This window comes from Pseudomonas sp. AFG_SD02_1510_Pfu_092, from assembly GCF_003331055.1.
In the GTDB taxonomy this organism is placed as follows: domain Bacteria; phylum Pseudomonadota; class Gammaproteobacteria; order Pseudomonadales; family Pseudomonadaceae; genus Aquipseudomonas.
The window spans coordinates 1-13,770 of the sequence record NZ_PUQD01000093.1 but is presented as its reverse complement, the minus strand read 5'-3'; the positions used below and the strand labels follow the sequence as shown (position 1 = coordinate 13,770).

The 13,770-nt window shown below is 67.2% G+C and carries 15 protein-coding genes and 1 riboswitch; of the genes, 1 reads left to right on the top strand and 14 read right to left on the bottom strand.

The annotated features are described in order from the left end of the window. Positions 1–299: 299 nt before the first annotated feature. The 14 genes from C6A77_RS24300 to cobO form a co-directional block, all read right to left on the bottom strand. Positions 300–851, bottom strand: coding sequence for a glutathione peroxidase (locus C6A77_RS24300; protein ID WP_114171899.1), 552 nt, complete (start codon positions 849–851; stop codon positions 300–302). 46 nt (positions 852–897) lie between these two features. Beyond that, the gene (locus C6A77_RS26140) at positions 898–1,020 is read right to left on the bottom strand and encodes a hypothetical protein (protein WP_275937132.1); all 123 of its coding nucleotides are present in this window, start codon (positions 1,018–1,020) and stop codon (positions 898–900) included. Next, complete coding sequence (locus C6A77_RS24295) at positions 1,017–2,210, bottom strand: MFS transporter (protein WP_161959692.1); 1,194 nt, start codon at positions 2,208–2,210, stop codon at positions 1,017–1,019. The genes C6A77_RS26140 and C6A77_RS24295 overlap by 4 nt, the downstream gene beginning before the upstream one ends. Before the next feature lie 147 nt (positions 2,211–2,357). Then, a complete protein-coding gene (locus C6A77_RS24290) occupies positions 2,358–3,473 on the bottom strand; it encodes a cellulase family glycosylhydrolase (protein WP_241507453.1) in 1,116 nt (371 codons plus the stop codon). Positions 3,474–3,677: 204 nt separating this feature from the next. Further along, positions 3,678–4,400: an adenosylcobinamide-GDP ribazoletransferase gene (locus C6A77_RS24285; RefSeq protein ID WP_114171896.1), complete on the bottom strand. Its 723-nt coding sequence runs from the start codon at positions 4,398–4,400 to the stop codon at positions 3,678–3,680. Between the two features lies 1 nt (position 4,401). Then, a complete protein-coding gene (gene cobC, locus C6A77_RS24280) occupies positions 4,402–4,968 on the bottom strand; it encodes an alpha-ribazole phosphatase family protein (protein WP_114171895.1) in 567 nt (188 codons plus the stop codon). After that, positions 4,965–6,020 (bottom strand): nicotinate-nucleotide--dimethylbenzimidazole phosphoribosyltransferase, encoded by a 1,056-nt coding sequence (cobT, locus tag C6A77_RS24275; protein ID WP_114171894.1) that lies wholly within the window; start codon positions 6,018–6,020, stop codon positions 4,965–4,967. Before cobT ends, cobC begins: the two co-directional genes overlap by 4 nt. Further along, positions 6,017–6,538 carry a bifunctional adenosylcobinamide kinase/adenosylcobinamide-phosphate guanylyltransferase gene (gene cobU, locus C6A77_RS24270; RefSeq protein WP_114171893.1) on the bottom strand — a complete coding sequence of 174 codons (522 nt, stop codon included), beginning with the start codon at positions 6,536–6,538 and terminating at the stop codon, positions 6,017–6,019. Before cobU ends, cobT begins: the two co-directional genes overlap by 4 nt. A 1-nt stretch (position 6,539) precedes the next feature. Continuing rightward, on the bottom strand, positions 6,540–7,994 hold the full coding sequence (locus C6A77_RS24265; protein WP_114171892.1) for a cobyric acid synthase: 1,455 nt from the start codon (positions 7,992–7,994) through the stop codon (positions 6,540–6,542). Beyond that, entirely contained in the window at positions 7,991–8,983 is a 993-nt protein-coding gene (cobD, locus tag C6A77_RS24260; RefSeq protein WP_114171891.1) for a threonine-phosphate decarboxylase CobD, read from the bottom strand. The genes C6A77_RS24265 and cobD overlap by 4 nt, the downstream gene beginning before the upstream one ends. Beyond that, positions 8,976–9,884 carry an adenosylcobinamide-phosphate synthase CbiB gene (gene cbiB / locus C6A77_RS24255; protein WP_114171890.1) on the bottom strand — a complete coding sequence of 303 codons (909 nt, stop codon included), beginning with the start codon at positions 9,882–9,884 and terminating at the stop codon, positions 8,976–8,978. Before cbiB ends, cobD begins: the two co-directional genes overlap by 8 nt. Beyond that, positions 9,881–10,531 (bottom strand): 5,6-dimethylbenzimidazole synthase, encoded by a 651-nt coding sequence (gene bluB, locus C6A77_RS24250; RefSeq protein WP_114171889.1) that lies wholly within the window; start codon positions 10,529–10,531, stop codon positions 9,881–9,883. Before bluB ends, cbiB begins: the two co-directional genes overlap by 4 nt. Continuing rightward, positions 10,528–11,823 carry a cobyrinate a,c-diamide synthase gene (locus C6A77_RS24245; protein WP_114171888.1) on the bottom strand — a complete coding sequence of 432 codons (1,296 nt, stop codon included), beginning with the start codon at positions 11,821–11,823 and terminating at the stop codon, positions 10,528–10,530. The genes bluB and C6A77_RS24245 overlap by 4 nt, the downstream gene beginning before the upstream one ends. Then, complete coding sequence (gene cobO, locus C6A77_RS24240) at positions 11,820–12,431, bottom strand: cob(I)yrinic acid a,c-diamide adenosyltransferase (protein WP_114171887.1); 612 nt, start codon at positions 12,429–12,431, stop codon at positions 11,820–11,822. Before cobO ends, C6A77_RS24245 begins: the two co-directional genes overlap by 4 nt. A gap of 119 nt (positions 12,432–12,550) precedes the next feature. Next, positions 12,551–12,771, bottom strand: a riboswitch (cobalamin riboswitch). A 168-nt stretch (positions 12,772–12,939) separates the two neighbouring features. On the opposite strand from cobO, the gene C6A77_RS24235 reads away from it, so the two are divergent. Then, positions 12,940–13,518 carry a hypothetical protein gene (locus C6A77_RS24235; RefSeq protein ID WP_114171886.1) on the top strand — a complete coding sequence of 193 codons (579 nt, stop codon included), beginning with the start codon at positions 12,940–12,942 and terminating at the stop codon, positions 13,516–13,518. Positions 13,519–13,770: the final 252 nt, after the last annotated feature.

Sequence of the window (13,770 nt, the reverse complement as noted above, 5' to 3'; positions counted from 1 at the left end):
GGTGGCGCCAAGTCACCTTTCCGCCCTTACGGCGGGTCCCTTTTTGTCGTGGCAAAAAGGAACCAAAAACCGTCCGCTCCCATCATCCGGCCCCGACGCTTCGCGCCGGGGTTCCCTCGCTACGGGCCTGCTCCCGGGAGTACGCGCTGCAGGCCCCATCCATGGGGCCTCAGCGCTTGACGGGCATCCATGCCCGTCACCTCCCTCCGCAGTCCCTTCGCTCGGCCTCCTGAAGTCGCAATCTGCGGCGCCTGAACTACCGCGCACTTAGAAGCAAGAGCAAGAGCAAGAGCAGCAGCCTACTGCTGCGAGGCGATAGCCTTTTCGATGGCTGCCCGGAATTCTGGATCATCCGGCTTGGTCAGGCTGGAAAAGTTGCCAATCACCTTACCCTTGCGGTCCACCACGTACTTGTAGAAATTCCACTTCGGCGTGCTGCTCTGCCTGGCCAGTTCAGCGAACAACGGAATCGCATCCTTGCCCCGCACCGCCTGCGTCTTGGTCATGGTGAACGTCACACCATAGTTCGCATAACAGACCTTGGCGGTCTTCTCGCTGTCGGCGTCTTCCTGCTTGAAGTCATTGGACGGTACCCCAAGCATTTCCAGGCCTTGCTCGTGATAAGCCTTGTAGGTCGCTTCAAGCCCCTCGAATTGCGGCGCAAAACCGCAATAGCTGGCCGTGTTCACCACCACCAACGGCTTGCCAGCAAAGCGCTGACACAAGTCGACCTGCCCCTTGCCGCGCAACTCCGGCAGGCTCCCCTGCAACAACGCCGGGCAATCGGCCGCCCAACTCGAGGCGCTGGCAAGCAGGGCCAGCACCGGCATCGTCAACCAACGTGCACGCATGGTTCGTTCCTCCCGCAGGACAATCCCTGAGCTTGCAGGGTAGCGCCTAACAAACACTCATGCCCAATTGCATCAACGCCATCCCGCCCCTGTGCCAGCCCCACCACGCCAGCGCCAGCAGCAACAGCGCGGCGATGGCCAGCAGCCCGCGAGCCAGGTAACGGTTCATGCCGCCTGGGCCTGCAGGCGGGCGACCGGGCGTTCGCGCACGGGCCAGTTGAGGGCCGCTGCCAGCAGGCTGAGCAGGATCGATATCTGCCAGACCAGCTCGTAGCTGCCGGTGCGGTCATACACCACCCCGCCCAACCAGCCCCCCAGGAACGCACCCAGCTGGTGGAACAGGAAGACGATGCCACCCAGCATCGACAGGTTGCGCACACCGAACACCGTGGCCACGGTGCCATTGGTCAGCGGCACCGTAGACAACCACAACAGGCCCATGGCGATGCCGAACAGGTAAGCGCTGAATGCAGTCACCGGCGCCCACAGGAACAGCACGATCACCACCGCACGCAGCAGGTAAAGGCCGGTCAGCAGGCGTGGCTTGGACATGCGCCCACCCAGCCAGCCGGCAGTGAAGGTACCGACGATATTGAACAGGCCGACCAGCGCCAGCACCGTGGTGCCGGTAGTTGCCGCCAAGTGCTGGTCGACCAGGTAGGCCGGCAGGTGCACACCAATGAAGACCACCTGAAAGCCGCAAACGAAGAAGCCCAGGGCCAGCAACCAGAAACCGGAGTGCGAGCACGCTTCGCGCAGGGCCTGGCCCAGGCTCTGTTCGCCACCATGGCTGGGCAGCGGGCGGTCACGCAGCAGGCCGACGAAGGGCACGATCAGCGCCACCATCAGGCCCAGCACCAGCAACGCCGCAGACCAGCCCAGCCACTGGATCAGGCCGAGGGTGCCGGGCAACATGGCGAACTGGCCGAACGAGCCGGCGGCGCTGGCAATGCCCATGGCCATGCTGCGCTTGTGCGCCGGTACCGCACGCCCGACCACGCCGAGGATGACCGAGAACGATGTGCCGGACAGGCCGATACCGATCAGCAAGCCGGCACTCAGCGACAACGACCAGGCCGAATCGGCCATGCCCATCAGCACCAAGCCGACGGCGTAGAGAATGCCGCCGATGATCACCACCCGCGCCGCGCCCAGGCGGTCGGCCAGGGCGCCGGCGAACGGTTGCGCCAAGCCCCAGATCAGGTTCTGCAAGGCAATGGCGAAGGCGAACACCTCACGCCCCCAGCCGAAGTCCGCGCTCATCGGCGCCAGGAACAGGCCGAAACCGTGCCGTACCCCCAGGGATAGCGCCAGGATCAACGCCGCCCCCATCAATACCCACCCGCTGGTTCGCCACACCGAAGTCATTGTCGTTATCTCCAGCACATCGCAAGGGTTTACGGGTATCCACCCGCTTATAAGTGCATCAGATCAAGCCAGTCGGTTCAGCAAACGCATACCTGCATGTCGAGTGTTGCAAAAAGCTTCACAATTGTCTGGCAACTGTCAGTCCGGATTCAAGCGCCGGCGAATCGGCTCGAATTCCGCAGTGGCCTTGCGCACCAGTGGGTCGGGAGCGCCCTGTTCGATTGCCTGCCAATAGCGCCACGGCACCTTGGCCGAGCCCAGTTCGTAATCCATGCCGTCCCAGTTGTCTTCACGGAAGCTGTAGAAGGCCCAGTGCAACTGCTGGCGCTCCAGTACGTTGAGCACATCGTCCAGGTATTGCCGGCAACCCGGTAACCGGCGCATGCAGCCGAATTCGCCCACTACCAGGCGCGCACGGGGCACCTTCATGGCCTCGGCCCAGTCGAGCGGTTGGCGCAGGTAGCGTGCCACACGCTGGCCATCCCACTGTTGTGTCTGCCCCGCGAACGGTGCCGGGCCGGGGTAGGCGAAGGGTTGCTTGCGCGTCATGTTCGGTGCACTGGTCGCGGCATACGGCTCGTACATGTGCACGCTGTACAGCACTCGCTGGTCGTGCAAAAGGGCCGGCCAGTAACCGAAGGCGTCGGCGCCTGCGAACCAGCCTGCATCGACCATCACGGGCGTGTCCGCGTCCTCTTCGCGAATGGCTGCTATCAGTTGCCGATAGAGCGCGGGCAGGTCACGCGCACTGCCCTGCTGCTGCGCATACCACTGGCGCATCTGCTCGGGCTCGGCATGTTCGGCGAGGCCCCCGTGTTTCTCCGGTGCAGGCTCGTTGATCAGGTTGTAGGCGGCTATGGCCGGGTGGCCTTTCAGTTCACGCGCCATGTCCCGCCAGAAGGCCGCAGCCTGCAGCCAGTAGCGTTTGTCTTGCCACAGGCGGTCGTCGAACTGGCCCTGATTGTTTTGCGACCAGCGCATGCCGGGTAGCGAGAGCGGTGCGATGACCACCTTGAGCCCCGCCTGATGGGCACGGTCCAAGGTGGCGCGCAGGGTGGCCAGGTCGGCATCGGGCAAGCCTTGATAGGCATCGGCGTCGCCCAGCAGGAAGTCACGCTGCGCCGGTTGCCATTTGTCATAGGACAACCGCACCCAGCTCGCCCCGTAGTGACGCAAGGCGTCGAAGTAGGCCTGATCGGGCGGTAACCGGTTGAAGCTGTTGCCGCCGTGGCGGGGTGTGTCCCAGAAGGTCATCAGATCGGCGGCCACTGCGGCGGGGCCAATCAGCCATAACAAGGCGATGAGAACGAAGTGACGCATGCTGGGAATGCTCCTCGACAGTTAGCGGAGGGGCGAGCATACGCCGATAAATGATATCGGCGATTGCTGATGGTTTTCAGGAATTTACCAGCACGTTTAGCTCAGAAATCCCCTACAGAAGCTTCCTGCAATTGCGCTTCAGAGGCCCAACGCCAGCCCGAGTACTACCGCCAATTCCAGCAGCTCCAGCAGCGCGCCAGCGGTATCCCCGGTGGTTCCGCCCAGGCGTCGGCACATCAGCTGCCGCAACCAGGCAAACACGGCCAGCGCCAGCACCACGACCCAGCCGCCCAGCGCCAGGCACAACAGCCCACACCCCAGCAGCACCCACCCGGCCGCTTGCCGCGGCAGGTGCTCGGCCAACGCCTGCCCCAGCCCCCCTTGGCGCACATAGGGCGTACTCAGGAACAGCCCGAGCATCGCCGCCCGCCCGAGCAACGGAGCCAGCAGCAAGTGCGCGCCGATGCCTTGTTCGACCAGCACCCACAAGGCGCAGAACTTCAGCAACAGCACCAGCACCAGGGTGACCACGGCGATCGGCCCGCTGCGTGGGTCTTTCATGATCTGCAGGGTGCGCTCGCGGTCGCCGAAGCCACCCAGCCAGGCGTCGGCGCTGTCGGCCAGGCCGTCCAGGTGCAAGGCGCCACTGAGCACCACCCACACCGTCAGCAACAAGGCCGCGTGCAGCGGCGCCGGCGTGCCCTGCAGCAAGTGACTGGTCAGCCACAGCAACAGGCCGAACAGCAACCCGACCAGCGGGTAGCACAGCAGCGACCGCCCCACTTCGCGCGGTGCCGGCATACCCGCCAGGCGCACCGGCAGGCTGCTGAGGAATTGCAAGGCAATCCAGAACGGCAACATCTCAGCGCTCCTCGACCCACTGGCCGTTGTCATCCAGTACCAGGCGCATCAGCGCAGCATGGCCGACCTCGACCTGCAGCAACTGCGCCCTCGGCAAGCCACGCGCCCGCGCCAGCAACAGCCGCATCACGCCGCCATGGGTAATCAGCAGCACCCGCTTGCCGGCATGCTGACGGCCCAGGCGCTCGACAGCAGCCAGCACGCGCTCGGCAAAGGCCTCGACCGGCTCGCCATTGGGCGGGGTAAACGCGTATGGGTCTGCCCAGAAGCGCCCCAGGGCGTCCGCCTGGTCTTCCATGATCTGCGCAGCGCTGCGGCCTTCCCAGTCGCCAAAATGCAGCTCCTGCAGGGCGGGCTCATGCTGCACCGGCAGGTTCAGCCGCGCCCCCAGCTCACCGGCAAAACGCGCGCAGCGCTGCAGTGGCGAACTGACCAGCACCTGCCACGGGCCGGCCGCAGCCACGGCGCTGCGCATCTGCGCCCACCCCGTGTCGGTCAGGGCATCGTCGAGGCTGCCGCGCAGGCCGCCCTGCTCCGTTTCGCCATGGCGCAGCAGGTCGAGGATCATGCCGGGCGGTCCGCCACGGCTGCTTCGGCAAAGGTCGCCATCTGCCCGTGCAGCGCACAGGCCAGGCGCAACAGCGGCACGGCCAGGGCCGCCCCGCTGCCCTCCCCCAGGCGCAGGCCGAGGGCCAGCAATGGCTCGGCCTGCAACGCGGCGAGCACGGCCTGGTGCCCAGGCTCCGCACCTTGGTGGGCGAACAGCAGCCAGGCTCGGCACTGTGGGTTGAGGCGCACCGCCAACAGCGCAGCGACGCTGCAGATGAAGCCGTCCACCAGCACCGCGACACCCGCCTGCGCGCAACCCATATAGGCACCGGCCAAGGCCGCGATTTCGAAACCGCCGACACAGCCCAATGCTTGCCAAGGTTCGTCGGCGCGCAGGCCATGCAGGTTCAACGCGCGGGCGATGACTTCGGCCTTGTGCCGCACCCCGGCCTGGTCCAGGCCGGTGCCCGGGCCACTCAGCTCGGCCGGCGCGCAGCCCAGCAGGACACTGGCCAAGGCAGCGGCAGCCGTGGTGTTGCCAATCCCCATCTCGCCGCCAATGAACAGCTGCGCACCGTCTGCGGCGGCACGCTGGGCACTGTCGCGACCAGCCTGCAAGGCGGCCTGCAGCTGGCCCTCGGTCATTGCCGGCTGGCGGGCGAAGTTGGCCGTACCGGCGCCCAGGCGCAAATGGCGCACACCGGGTAACTCGAGCTGCGGGTCGATGGTGCCCAGGTCGACGACCTCCAGACTGGCTTGCAACTGGCGCGCCAGCACGCTGATCGCCGCTCCGCCACCGACGAAGTTGCGCAGCATCTGCCCGGTAACCGCTTGCGGATAGGCCGAGATGCCTTCCTCGACCACCCCATGGTCACCGGCAAAGATGCAGATGGCGGCGTGGTCCAGGGTCGGCCGTTCACGCCCCTGCAGGCCCGCCAGCTGAATGGCCAGGCCTTCCAGCTGGCCGAGCGAACCGGCAGGTTTGGTCAGCTGCTGCTGGCGGGCGCGGGCCTGCTCCATGGCGGCGTTGTCGAGGGGTTGGCAGGCGTCACGCCACCAGGCTTGGGTCATAGTGCAGGTCCTTTGAGCATTAGGGGCAGGCCAGCGACGGTCAGCACCACGCGCTGACAACGTTCGGCCACGGCCTGGTGCAGCCAGCCGGCAAGGTCGACATAGCGTCGGGTCAGCTCGCCCATGGGCACGACGCCCAGGCCGCTTTCGTTACTGACCAGAATCACCGTCCCCGGCAACTGCTCCAGGCAGGCCAGCAGGGCATCACGTTCCTGGGCCAGGCGCTGGTCGTCTTCGAGCATCAGCAGGTTGGTCAGCCACAAGGTAAGGCAATCCACCAGCAGGCAGCGCCCTTCAGCTGCTTCGGCGCGCAGCACCGCGGCCAGGGCCAAGGGCTCTTCGATCAGGCCCCAGTGATCAGGGCGACGCTGGCGGTGCAGTTGCACGCGTTCGTTCATTTCACCATCCAGCGGCTGACTGGTGGCGATGTAGGTCACCGCCAGGCCACTGGCTTCGGCCAGCTGTTCGGCCAGGCGGCTCTTGCCCGAGCGGGCGCCGCCGAGGATCAGGTTGAGCATGTCAGGCCACCCCGCAAAGCTGGCGCAGGCGCGCGGTATCCAGGTGTTTGTCCACCAGGTCGGCGAGGCGCTCGATGTCGCGCTCACGCAGGGCCTGGTAATCGATGGGCTGCACCTCCTCCAGGCCGGCCCAACGCAGCAATGCCGCGCACGACTGACTGCCTTCGAACAGGCCGTGCAGGTAAGTGGCAAGGATCTGGCCGTCGGCGCTGACGGCGCCATCAGGGCGGCCATCGGCCAACTGCACGGCAGGCTGCTGCAAGGCCGGCCCGGTGGTGACGCCGGCATGAATTTCATACCCGGCAACCGGGGCGGCTTCGAGGCCCAGCGTGCCGGCAACGTTGCGCAGTTGCTTCTCGGCTTCGAGTTGCGTGGTGTAGTCGAGCAGGCCCAGCCCCGCGCTGGAGCCAGCGGCGCCTTCGAGACCCAGCGGGTCATGCACCTCGCGCCCGAGCATCTGCAGGCCACCGCAAATGCCGATCAGCTTGCCGCCATAACGCAGGTGCCGCTCGATGGCTTTGTCCCAACCGCGCTCACGCAGTTGTGCCAGGTCGCCGCGCACACTCTTGGAACCCGGCAGGATGATCAGGTCGGCGGCCGGGATCGGCTGGCCCGGGCCGATGAACTGCAGGTCAACCTGCGGATGCAGGCGCAGCGGGTCGAAGTCGGTGTGGTTGCTGATGCGCGGCAGCACCGGGACGATCACCTTGAGTACACGCTCGGTCTTCGCCCCCTGGCGCCTATCGATGCCGTCTTCGGCTTCCAGATGCAGGTCGGTGACATACGGCAGCACCCCCAGCACCGGCTTGCCGGTGCGCTGCTCCAGCCAGTCCAGCCCTGGCTGCAGCAAGGCGATGTCGCCGCGGAAGCGGTTGATGACGAAGCCTTTCACCCGCGCCTGCTCGCTGGGCGACAGCAGCTCCAGGGTGCCGACCAGGTGCGCGAACACGCCCCCCCGGTTGATGTCGGCGACCAGGATCACCGGGCAGTCCACCGCTTCGGCAAAGCCCATGTTGGCGATGTCGCCAGCACGCAGGTTGATTTCCGCCGGCGAACCCGCGCCTTCGACCATGACCACCGGCCAGGCGGCGCTCAGGCGTTGATGCGAGGCCAGCACCGCCTGCATGGCGATGGCCTTGTAGTCGTGGTAGGCCACTGCGTTCATGCTGGTGACGGCACGGCCGTGGATGATCACCTGCGCGCCGGTGTCGCTGTTGGGCTTGAGCAGCACCGGGTTCATGTCGGTGTGCGCTGCCAGCCGACAGGCTTGGGCCTGTACCGCCTGGGCCCGGCCGATTTCGCCGCCGTCGGCGGTGACCGCGCTGTTCAGCGCCATGTTCTGCGGCTTGAACGGCACCACGCCGACGCCCTGGCGCACCAGCCAGCGGCACAGCGCGGTCACCAGCGTGCTCTTGCCGGCGTCGGAGGTGGTGCCTTGCACCATGAGCGTGGTCATGCCGTTTCCTTTTGATAATCTGCCAGGGCCTGGGCCAGGCGCAGCTCGCCCGCCGCGCACTCAGGCAAGCCAAGGCGTACCGCTGGCGGCTGCTGGAACAGGCGCACCAGGATGCCGCGACGGGCGAGAAAGTCATGCAGTTGCGCTGCGTGTTCAGTGCGCACGTACTGGAACAGGTCGCAACTGCCGCTGGGTGCCAGGCCTGCGCTGCGCAACAGCACGGCCAGGCGCTGGCTGGCGGCGGCACAGCGTTCGAGCTGCACGCGCTGGGCAGCGTGATCGGCCAGGCTGGCCTGGGCCAGCACCCGGGTCGGGCCGTTGACGGTCCATGGGCCGAGCGACTCGGCCAGGCGCAGCAGCAAGCTGCCTTGCGCGGCGACGAAGCCCAGGCGCACCCCGGCCAGGCCGAAGAACTTGCCGAACGAGCGCAGCACGATCAGCCCCGGGCGCTCGGCACAATCGACCACGCTGGCGGCGGGGGTGTTGTCCATGAACGCCTCGTCGACCAGCAGCCAGCCGCCACGGGCGGCCAGGCGTGCGTGCCAACTCAGCAGGCGTTCGCGCGGCACCCGGCGCCCGGTGGGGTTGTTGGGGTTGACCAGCACCAGCACATCCAGGCTGTCGAGCGTTGCCTCGACCTGCGCTTCGTCCAGTTCCAGCAGCTGATGCCCCGCGCGCTGCCAGGCATAGGGATGCTCGGCATAGCACGGCGTCAGCACCCCGACCCGCCCGGCTGCGCGCAAAAGCGGCAGGGCCTGGATCGCCGCCTGGGAGCCGGCCACCGGCAGCAGTTGCCGGGCGCCGTAATAGGCGCGCGCGGCGTCCTCCAGGCCGTCCTCGGTCTCGGGCAGGCGGGCCCAGGCATCCAGCGGAATCGGCGGAATCGGGAACGCCCAGGGCGCAATGCCGCTGGACAGGTCCAACCACTGCTCGCGGGCGATGCCGTATTGCCGTACCGCCCGCAGCAGGCGGCCTCCGTGTTCAAGCATCGAGGTAAGCCCCCAGGCAGATCACCAGCAGCCACAGCCACACCCCGCGTTGCACCAGGCCCCAGCCGCGCTCGATGGCGTCGGCGTCGGCCATTGGCCCGTCCCCCAGGCGTGGCCGCTCATGCAGCTCGCCGTGATACACCGCCGGGCCGCCGAGCTCCACCCCCAGCGCGCCAGCGCCGGCGGCCATCACCGGCCCGGCATTGGGGCTGTCCCACAGCGGGCCCTGCTTGCGCCAGCAGGCCAGGGCCAGGCGGGTCTTGCCCAACAGCGCATAGGTCAGCGCTACCAGCCTGGCAGGAATATAGTTGAGCACATCGTCGACCCGCGCGGCGCACCAGCCGAAGCGTTCGAAACGTTCGTTGCGGTAGCCCCACATGGCGTCCAGGGTGTTGCTCAGGCGGTACAGCACCACACCCGGCGCGCCGGCCACCACGAACCAGAACAGCGCGGCGAACACCGCGTCGCTGCCGTTTTCCAGCACCGATTCGGTGGCTGCCCGGGCTACCGCGGGCTCGTCCAGCTCGCGGGTTTCGCGGCTGACCAGGTAACCGACACGGCGCCGGGCTTGCTCCAGGTCGCCCTGGCGCAAGGCATTGGCCACCGGCAACACGTGTTCGCCCAGGCTGCGCAGCCCGACCGCGCAGTACAGCGCCAGCACATCGACCAGCCAGCCGATGTACGGCAGCCAGGACAGGATCAGCGCCACCAGGGTCAAGGGCACCACCGCCAGAAACCATGCACTCACGCCGTGGCTGCGCCAGCCACGACCACCGGCATTCAAGCGGCGTTCGAGGTTGCCGGCCATGTTGCCGAAGGCCACCAGCGGGTGGCGCCGCTGCGGCTCGCCAAACAAGGCATCCAGGGCTACCCCGGCCACGGTCAGCAAGGCCACGCTCATGAGCGCTCTCCCCATTGGTTTTCAAACAGCATTTCACTCAAGGGCCGTTGTTCAGCCCAGTCTTCCAGCACCAGCATCGGTGCCGGGTAGAACTCGCTCACCGGCCCCAGGCACAGCACCGCGACCGGCTTGGCCCCGGCCGGCATGCCCAGCAGAGCGGCCAGCGCCTGCGGGTCGAACAGCGACACCCAGCCCATGCCCAGCCCTTCGGCGCGGGCGGCCAGCCACAGGTTCTGGATGGCGCAGGCCAGCGAAGCCAGGTCCATTTCCGGCAGGGTGCGGCGGCCGAAAATGTGCGGCTCGCGGTTGTCCATCAGGGCCGCTACCAGCAGCTCGGCGCAGTCGTTGATGCCTTCGACCTTCAGCTTCATGAAGGCATCGGAGCGCTCGCCGAGGGCTTCGGCGGTGCGCACCCGTTCCGCTTCCACCAGGGCCTGAATGCGCGTGCGCAGGTCGCGCTGGGTAATGCGCACAAAACGCCAGGGCTGCATCAGGCCGACGCTGGGCGCCTGGTGCGCGGCGGCCAGCAGCCGCGCCAACAGTTCCGGGGCTACCTCGCCAGCAGCGAAATGGCGCATGTCGCGGCGCTCGCCGATGGCCCGATAGATCGCGGCGCGCTCGGCGTCGCTGTAGGCATGTTCGCTCATGGTCGCAACAGCGCCGCCACCGCAGCCGGGTTGGAGGGGAAGTAGAAGTGCACGTAGGACGCCGTCAGCCGCCCCAGGCGGTACACCGCTTCGTTGCCACGCCCGCCATTGGGGCTCAGGCCACGGGCGATCGGCTCCAGCGCGGTGGTGGTCAGCGAATGGTGATAGGTGTGACCGCGCAGGGTGCCTTCAGGCAATTCCACGGCCTGTAGCGCCAGGGCGGCCAGGCGCTTCTGCATGGTCGCTTCGCCCGGCAGCAGGCCGAGCAGCGCGGCGCGTTCGCCGGCCACATCGGTCAGGGCATCGAGCAGGTACAGCATGCCGCCGCACTCGGCCAGCAACGGTTTACCCTGGGCGTGATGGGCACGGATCGCCGCGCACATGGGCGTGTTGGCAGCCAGGGCGTGGTGGTGCAGCTCGGGGTAGCCGCCCGGCAGGTACAGGCTATCCACTGCTGGCAGCTCGCGGTCGTGCAACGGCGAGAAGAACTCCAGCTGCGCGCCGAGGTTGCGCAGCAGGTCGAGGTTGGCGCCATAGAGGAAGGCGAACGCCTCGTCGCGCGCCACGCCGATGCGCACGCCAGCCAACGAGGCGGCACTGGTTTGCAGCTCGGGTTCGGCAAAGCTTACCGACGGCGGCAAGGCCGCATCGCAACTGGCGCCCAGCGCTTCGGCAGCGGCGTCCAGGCGGGCATCCAGGTCATTCAGCTCGCTGGCCTGGACCAGCCCCAGGTGGCGGCTGGGCAGCTCGATACCGCGCTCGCGGGACAAACCGCCATACCAGCGCAGACCTTCGGTCAGGCTGCCCTCCAGCAGTTGTGCATGGCGCAGGCTGCCGACGCGGTTGGCCAGCACGCCAGCGAACGGCAAGTCGGCCTGGTAGCGCGCCAGGCCCAGGGCCAGGGCGCCGAAAGTTTGCGCCATGGCCGTGCCATCGATCACCGCCAGCACCGGCACGCCGAAGTGGCGGGCCAGGTCGGCGCTGGACGGGGTGCCGTCGAACAGCCCCATTACCCCCTCGATGAGGATCAGGTCGGCCTCGCCGGCGGCCTCCCACAGCAGGCGGCGGCTTTCCTCGGCGCCGATCATCCACAAGTCCAGCTGGTACACCGGCGCACCGCTGGCCCGCTCGAGAATCATCGGGTCGAGGAAGTCAGGCCCGCACTTGAACACCCGCACCTTGCGCCCGCGGTTGCGGTGCAGGCGCGCCAGGGCGGCGGTGACGGTGGTCTTGCCCTGGCCCGAGGCCGGTGCCGCGATCAGCACGGCGGGGCAATGGCGCGGTCGCTTCACAGTTCGACGCCCTTCTGCGCGCGGATGCCGGCCTGGAAAGCGTGCTTGAGCATGCCCATCTCGGTCACGGTGTCAGCCAGTTCGATCATTTCCGGCTTTGCCGCACGACCGGTCACGATCACGTGCTGCATCGACGGGCGGGCCTGAATGTCGGAGAGCACCTGGTCCAGGTCGAGGTAGCCATGCTTGAGGGCGATGTTCAGCTCATCCAGCACCACGAACTGCACGCTCGGGTCTTGCAGCAACTGCCGCGACACCGCCCAGGCGGCTTCGGCGGCGGCGATGTCGCGCTGGCGGTCCTGGGTTTCCCAGGTGAAGCCCTCGCCCATCACGTAGTAGCGCACCTGCTCGGGGAAGCGCCGGAAGAACAGCTCTTCGCCCGTGCTGTTGCGGCCCTTGATGAACTGCACCACCCCGCACTGCATGCCATGGCCCAGGGCCCGCGCGAGCATCCCGAAGGCCGAGCTGCTCTTGCCTTTGCCATTGCCGGTCAGCACCAGCAGCAGGCCGCATTCATTGGGGGAATTGGCGATGCGTTCGTCGATGATCGCCTTCTTGCGCTGCATGCGCGCCAGGTGGCGTTCGTCGCGTTCGGTAGATTCGCTCATCAGGGTTCTCCGCTGGCTGGCGCCATGGCAAGGCATGGCGCCAGGTAATAGGCGGGCAGACGGAGAACGCGCAGGGGCCATGGCCGTATGCCACGGTGCACCGCGCATCACCCTCCGTGATGCCGTTGGCAGTATCAGGCCGGTCTCCGGGCTTGTGAGCGGGCCTTGGCCCTGGCCTGCGCGCCTTCCCGGGTGCTGGCACCCAGTGGCCCTGCGCGGCCGCGACTCACCTACCGTTGCGGGGGCAGCGCCGGAATCGCGCCATGCTGGCGGCCACCGGCTTCCCAGTTTCACCCTGCCCAGTCGGGGCTGGCAGGGCACCTGAAACACGCGCGAAGGTTAGAGGGTTGCACCCGGAGCGTCAATCGAGGCGGGCCGCTTTGCCGTCGAACAGGCGTCAACCGGGTAATGGCCAATTCATCGGGTTGTGCCACACTGAACACAGTGATATCACATAGCCATCATTACCCGCTGAACGCGATCAAAACGACAACAAGGGGGGCGCAGCATGCGAGGCCACATCATCCACAACCCACGTCTTGAGTTTCTCAGCCCGGTGCTGGAGCGCTGGGTTGACTGCATCGACCGCTTCAACCAGTTTGCCGGCGATGCCGAAGCGCCGTACTGGCATGGCGCTGTGACCAATGCCGGGGTGCTGGCGGCAGCGGCGTGGCAGGCCGAGCTGGCGGCGCTGCAGCAGTTTGCCGGCAAGAAGCAGCGTGATGAAGGCGAACGCGAGGGGCGTTGCGACCTGTCGATCAGCAGTGCCGACGAGGCGCTGTACCTGAGTGTCAGCCAGCGCTGGCCAAAGATCGCCCGGCTGGACATGGCGGCGGCCTTGCAGGACACCGCCGCCCTCGCCCGTCAGGTGGCCTACCCCAGCCAGTTGAAGGCCGGGGCGTTGTTCATCAGCCCGTGGAAGGTTGGCCAGCATGCCAGTCCCGAAGAATTGCAGGACATGGTCGACGATCTGCAGAAACATACTGCCTGTGCCATCGCCTGGTACTTCCCGTATGCGTACCGTAAGTTGCACAACGACCTGGGGCAGTATTTTCCGGGGGTGGCGTTGCTGCTGAAGCAGGCTTGAATCAGCATTGGCCCGAAAACGGCTGCGTCGCCTGCTTCGCGGGCTTGCCCGCTCCCACAGGTGGCGCTGGCTTCGGGTTCACACCGTACCTGTGGGAGCGGCCATGGCCGCGAACACCGGCGAAGCCGGTGCCATCCACCGCGTCGCCTGCTTCGCGGGTGAACCCGCTCCCACAGGGACGGCGCAGGTCCGGGGCTCACGCTGTACTTGTGGGAGCGGCCATGGCCGCGAACACCGGCGTAGCCGGTGCCA

What these genes read in the sequence shown, in the direction of transcription:
- C6A77_RS24265 (WP_114171892.1), bottom strand. Translation starts at nt 7,994, where the DNA reads ATGACCACGCTCATGGTGCAAGGCACCACCTCCGACGCCGGCAAGAGC.
- cobD (WP_114171891.1), bottom strand. Translation starts at nt 8,983, where the DNA reads ATGCTTGAACACGGAGGCCGCCTGCTGCGGGCGGTACGGCAATACGGC.
- cbiB (WP_114171890.1), bottom strand. Translation starts at nt 9,884, where the DNA reads ATGAGCGTGGCCTTGCTGACCGTGGCCGGGGTAGCCCTGGATGCCTTG.
- C6A77_RS24285 (WP_114171896.1), bottom strand. Translation starts at nt 4,400, where the DNA reads ATGTTGCCGTTCTGGATTGCCTTGCAATTCCTCAGCAGCCTGCCGGTG.
- cobO (WP_114171887.1), bottom strand. Translation starts at nt 12,431, where the DNA reads ATGAGCGAATCTACCGAACGCGACGAACGCCACCTGGCGCGCATGCAG.
- bluB (WP_114171889.1), bottom strand. Translation starts at nt 10,531, where the DNA reads ATGAGCGAACATGCCTACAGCGACGCCGAGCGCGCCGCGATCTATCGG.
- cobC (WP_114171895.1), bottom strand. Translation starts at nt 4,968, where the DNA reads ATGATCCTCGACCTGCTGCGCCATGGCGAAACGGAGCAGGGCGGCCTG.
- C6A77_RS24290 (WP_241507453.1), bottom strand. Translation starts at nt 3,473, where the DNA reads ATGACCTTCTGGGACACACCCCGCCACGGCGGCAACAGCTTCAACCGG.
- C6A77_RS26140 (WP_275937132.1), bottom strand. Translation starts at nt 1,020, where the DNA reads ATGAACCGTTACCTGGCTCGCGGGCTGCTGGCCATCGCCGCGCTGTTG.
- cobT (WP_114171894.1), bottom strand. Translation starts at nt 6,020, where the DNA reads ATGACCCAAGCCTGGTGGCGTGACGCCTGCCAACCCCTCGACAACGCC.
- C6A77_RS24300 (WP_114171899.1), bottom strand. Translation starts at nt 851, where the DNA reads ATGCGTGCACGTTGGTTGACGATGCCGGTGCTGGCCCTGCTTGCCAGC.
- cobU (WP_114171893.1), bottom strand. Translation starts at nt 6,538, where the DNA reads ATGCTCAACCTGATCCTCGGCGGCGCCCGCTCGGGCAAGAGCCGCCTG.
- C6A77_RS24235 (WP_114171886.1), top strand. Translation starts at nt 12,940, where the DNA reads ATGCGAGGCCACATCATCCACAACCCACGTCTTGAGTTTCTCAGCCCG.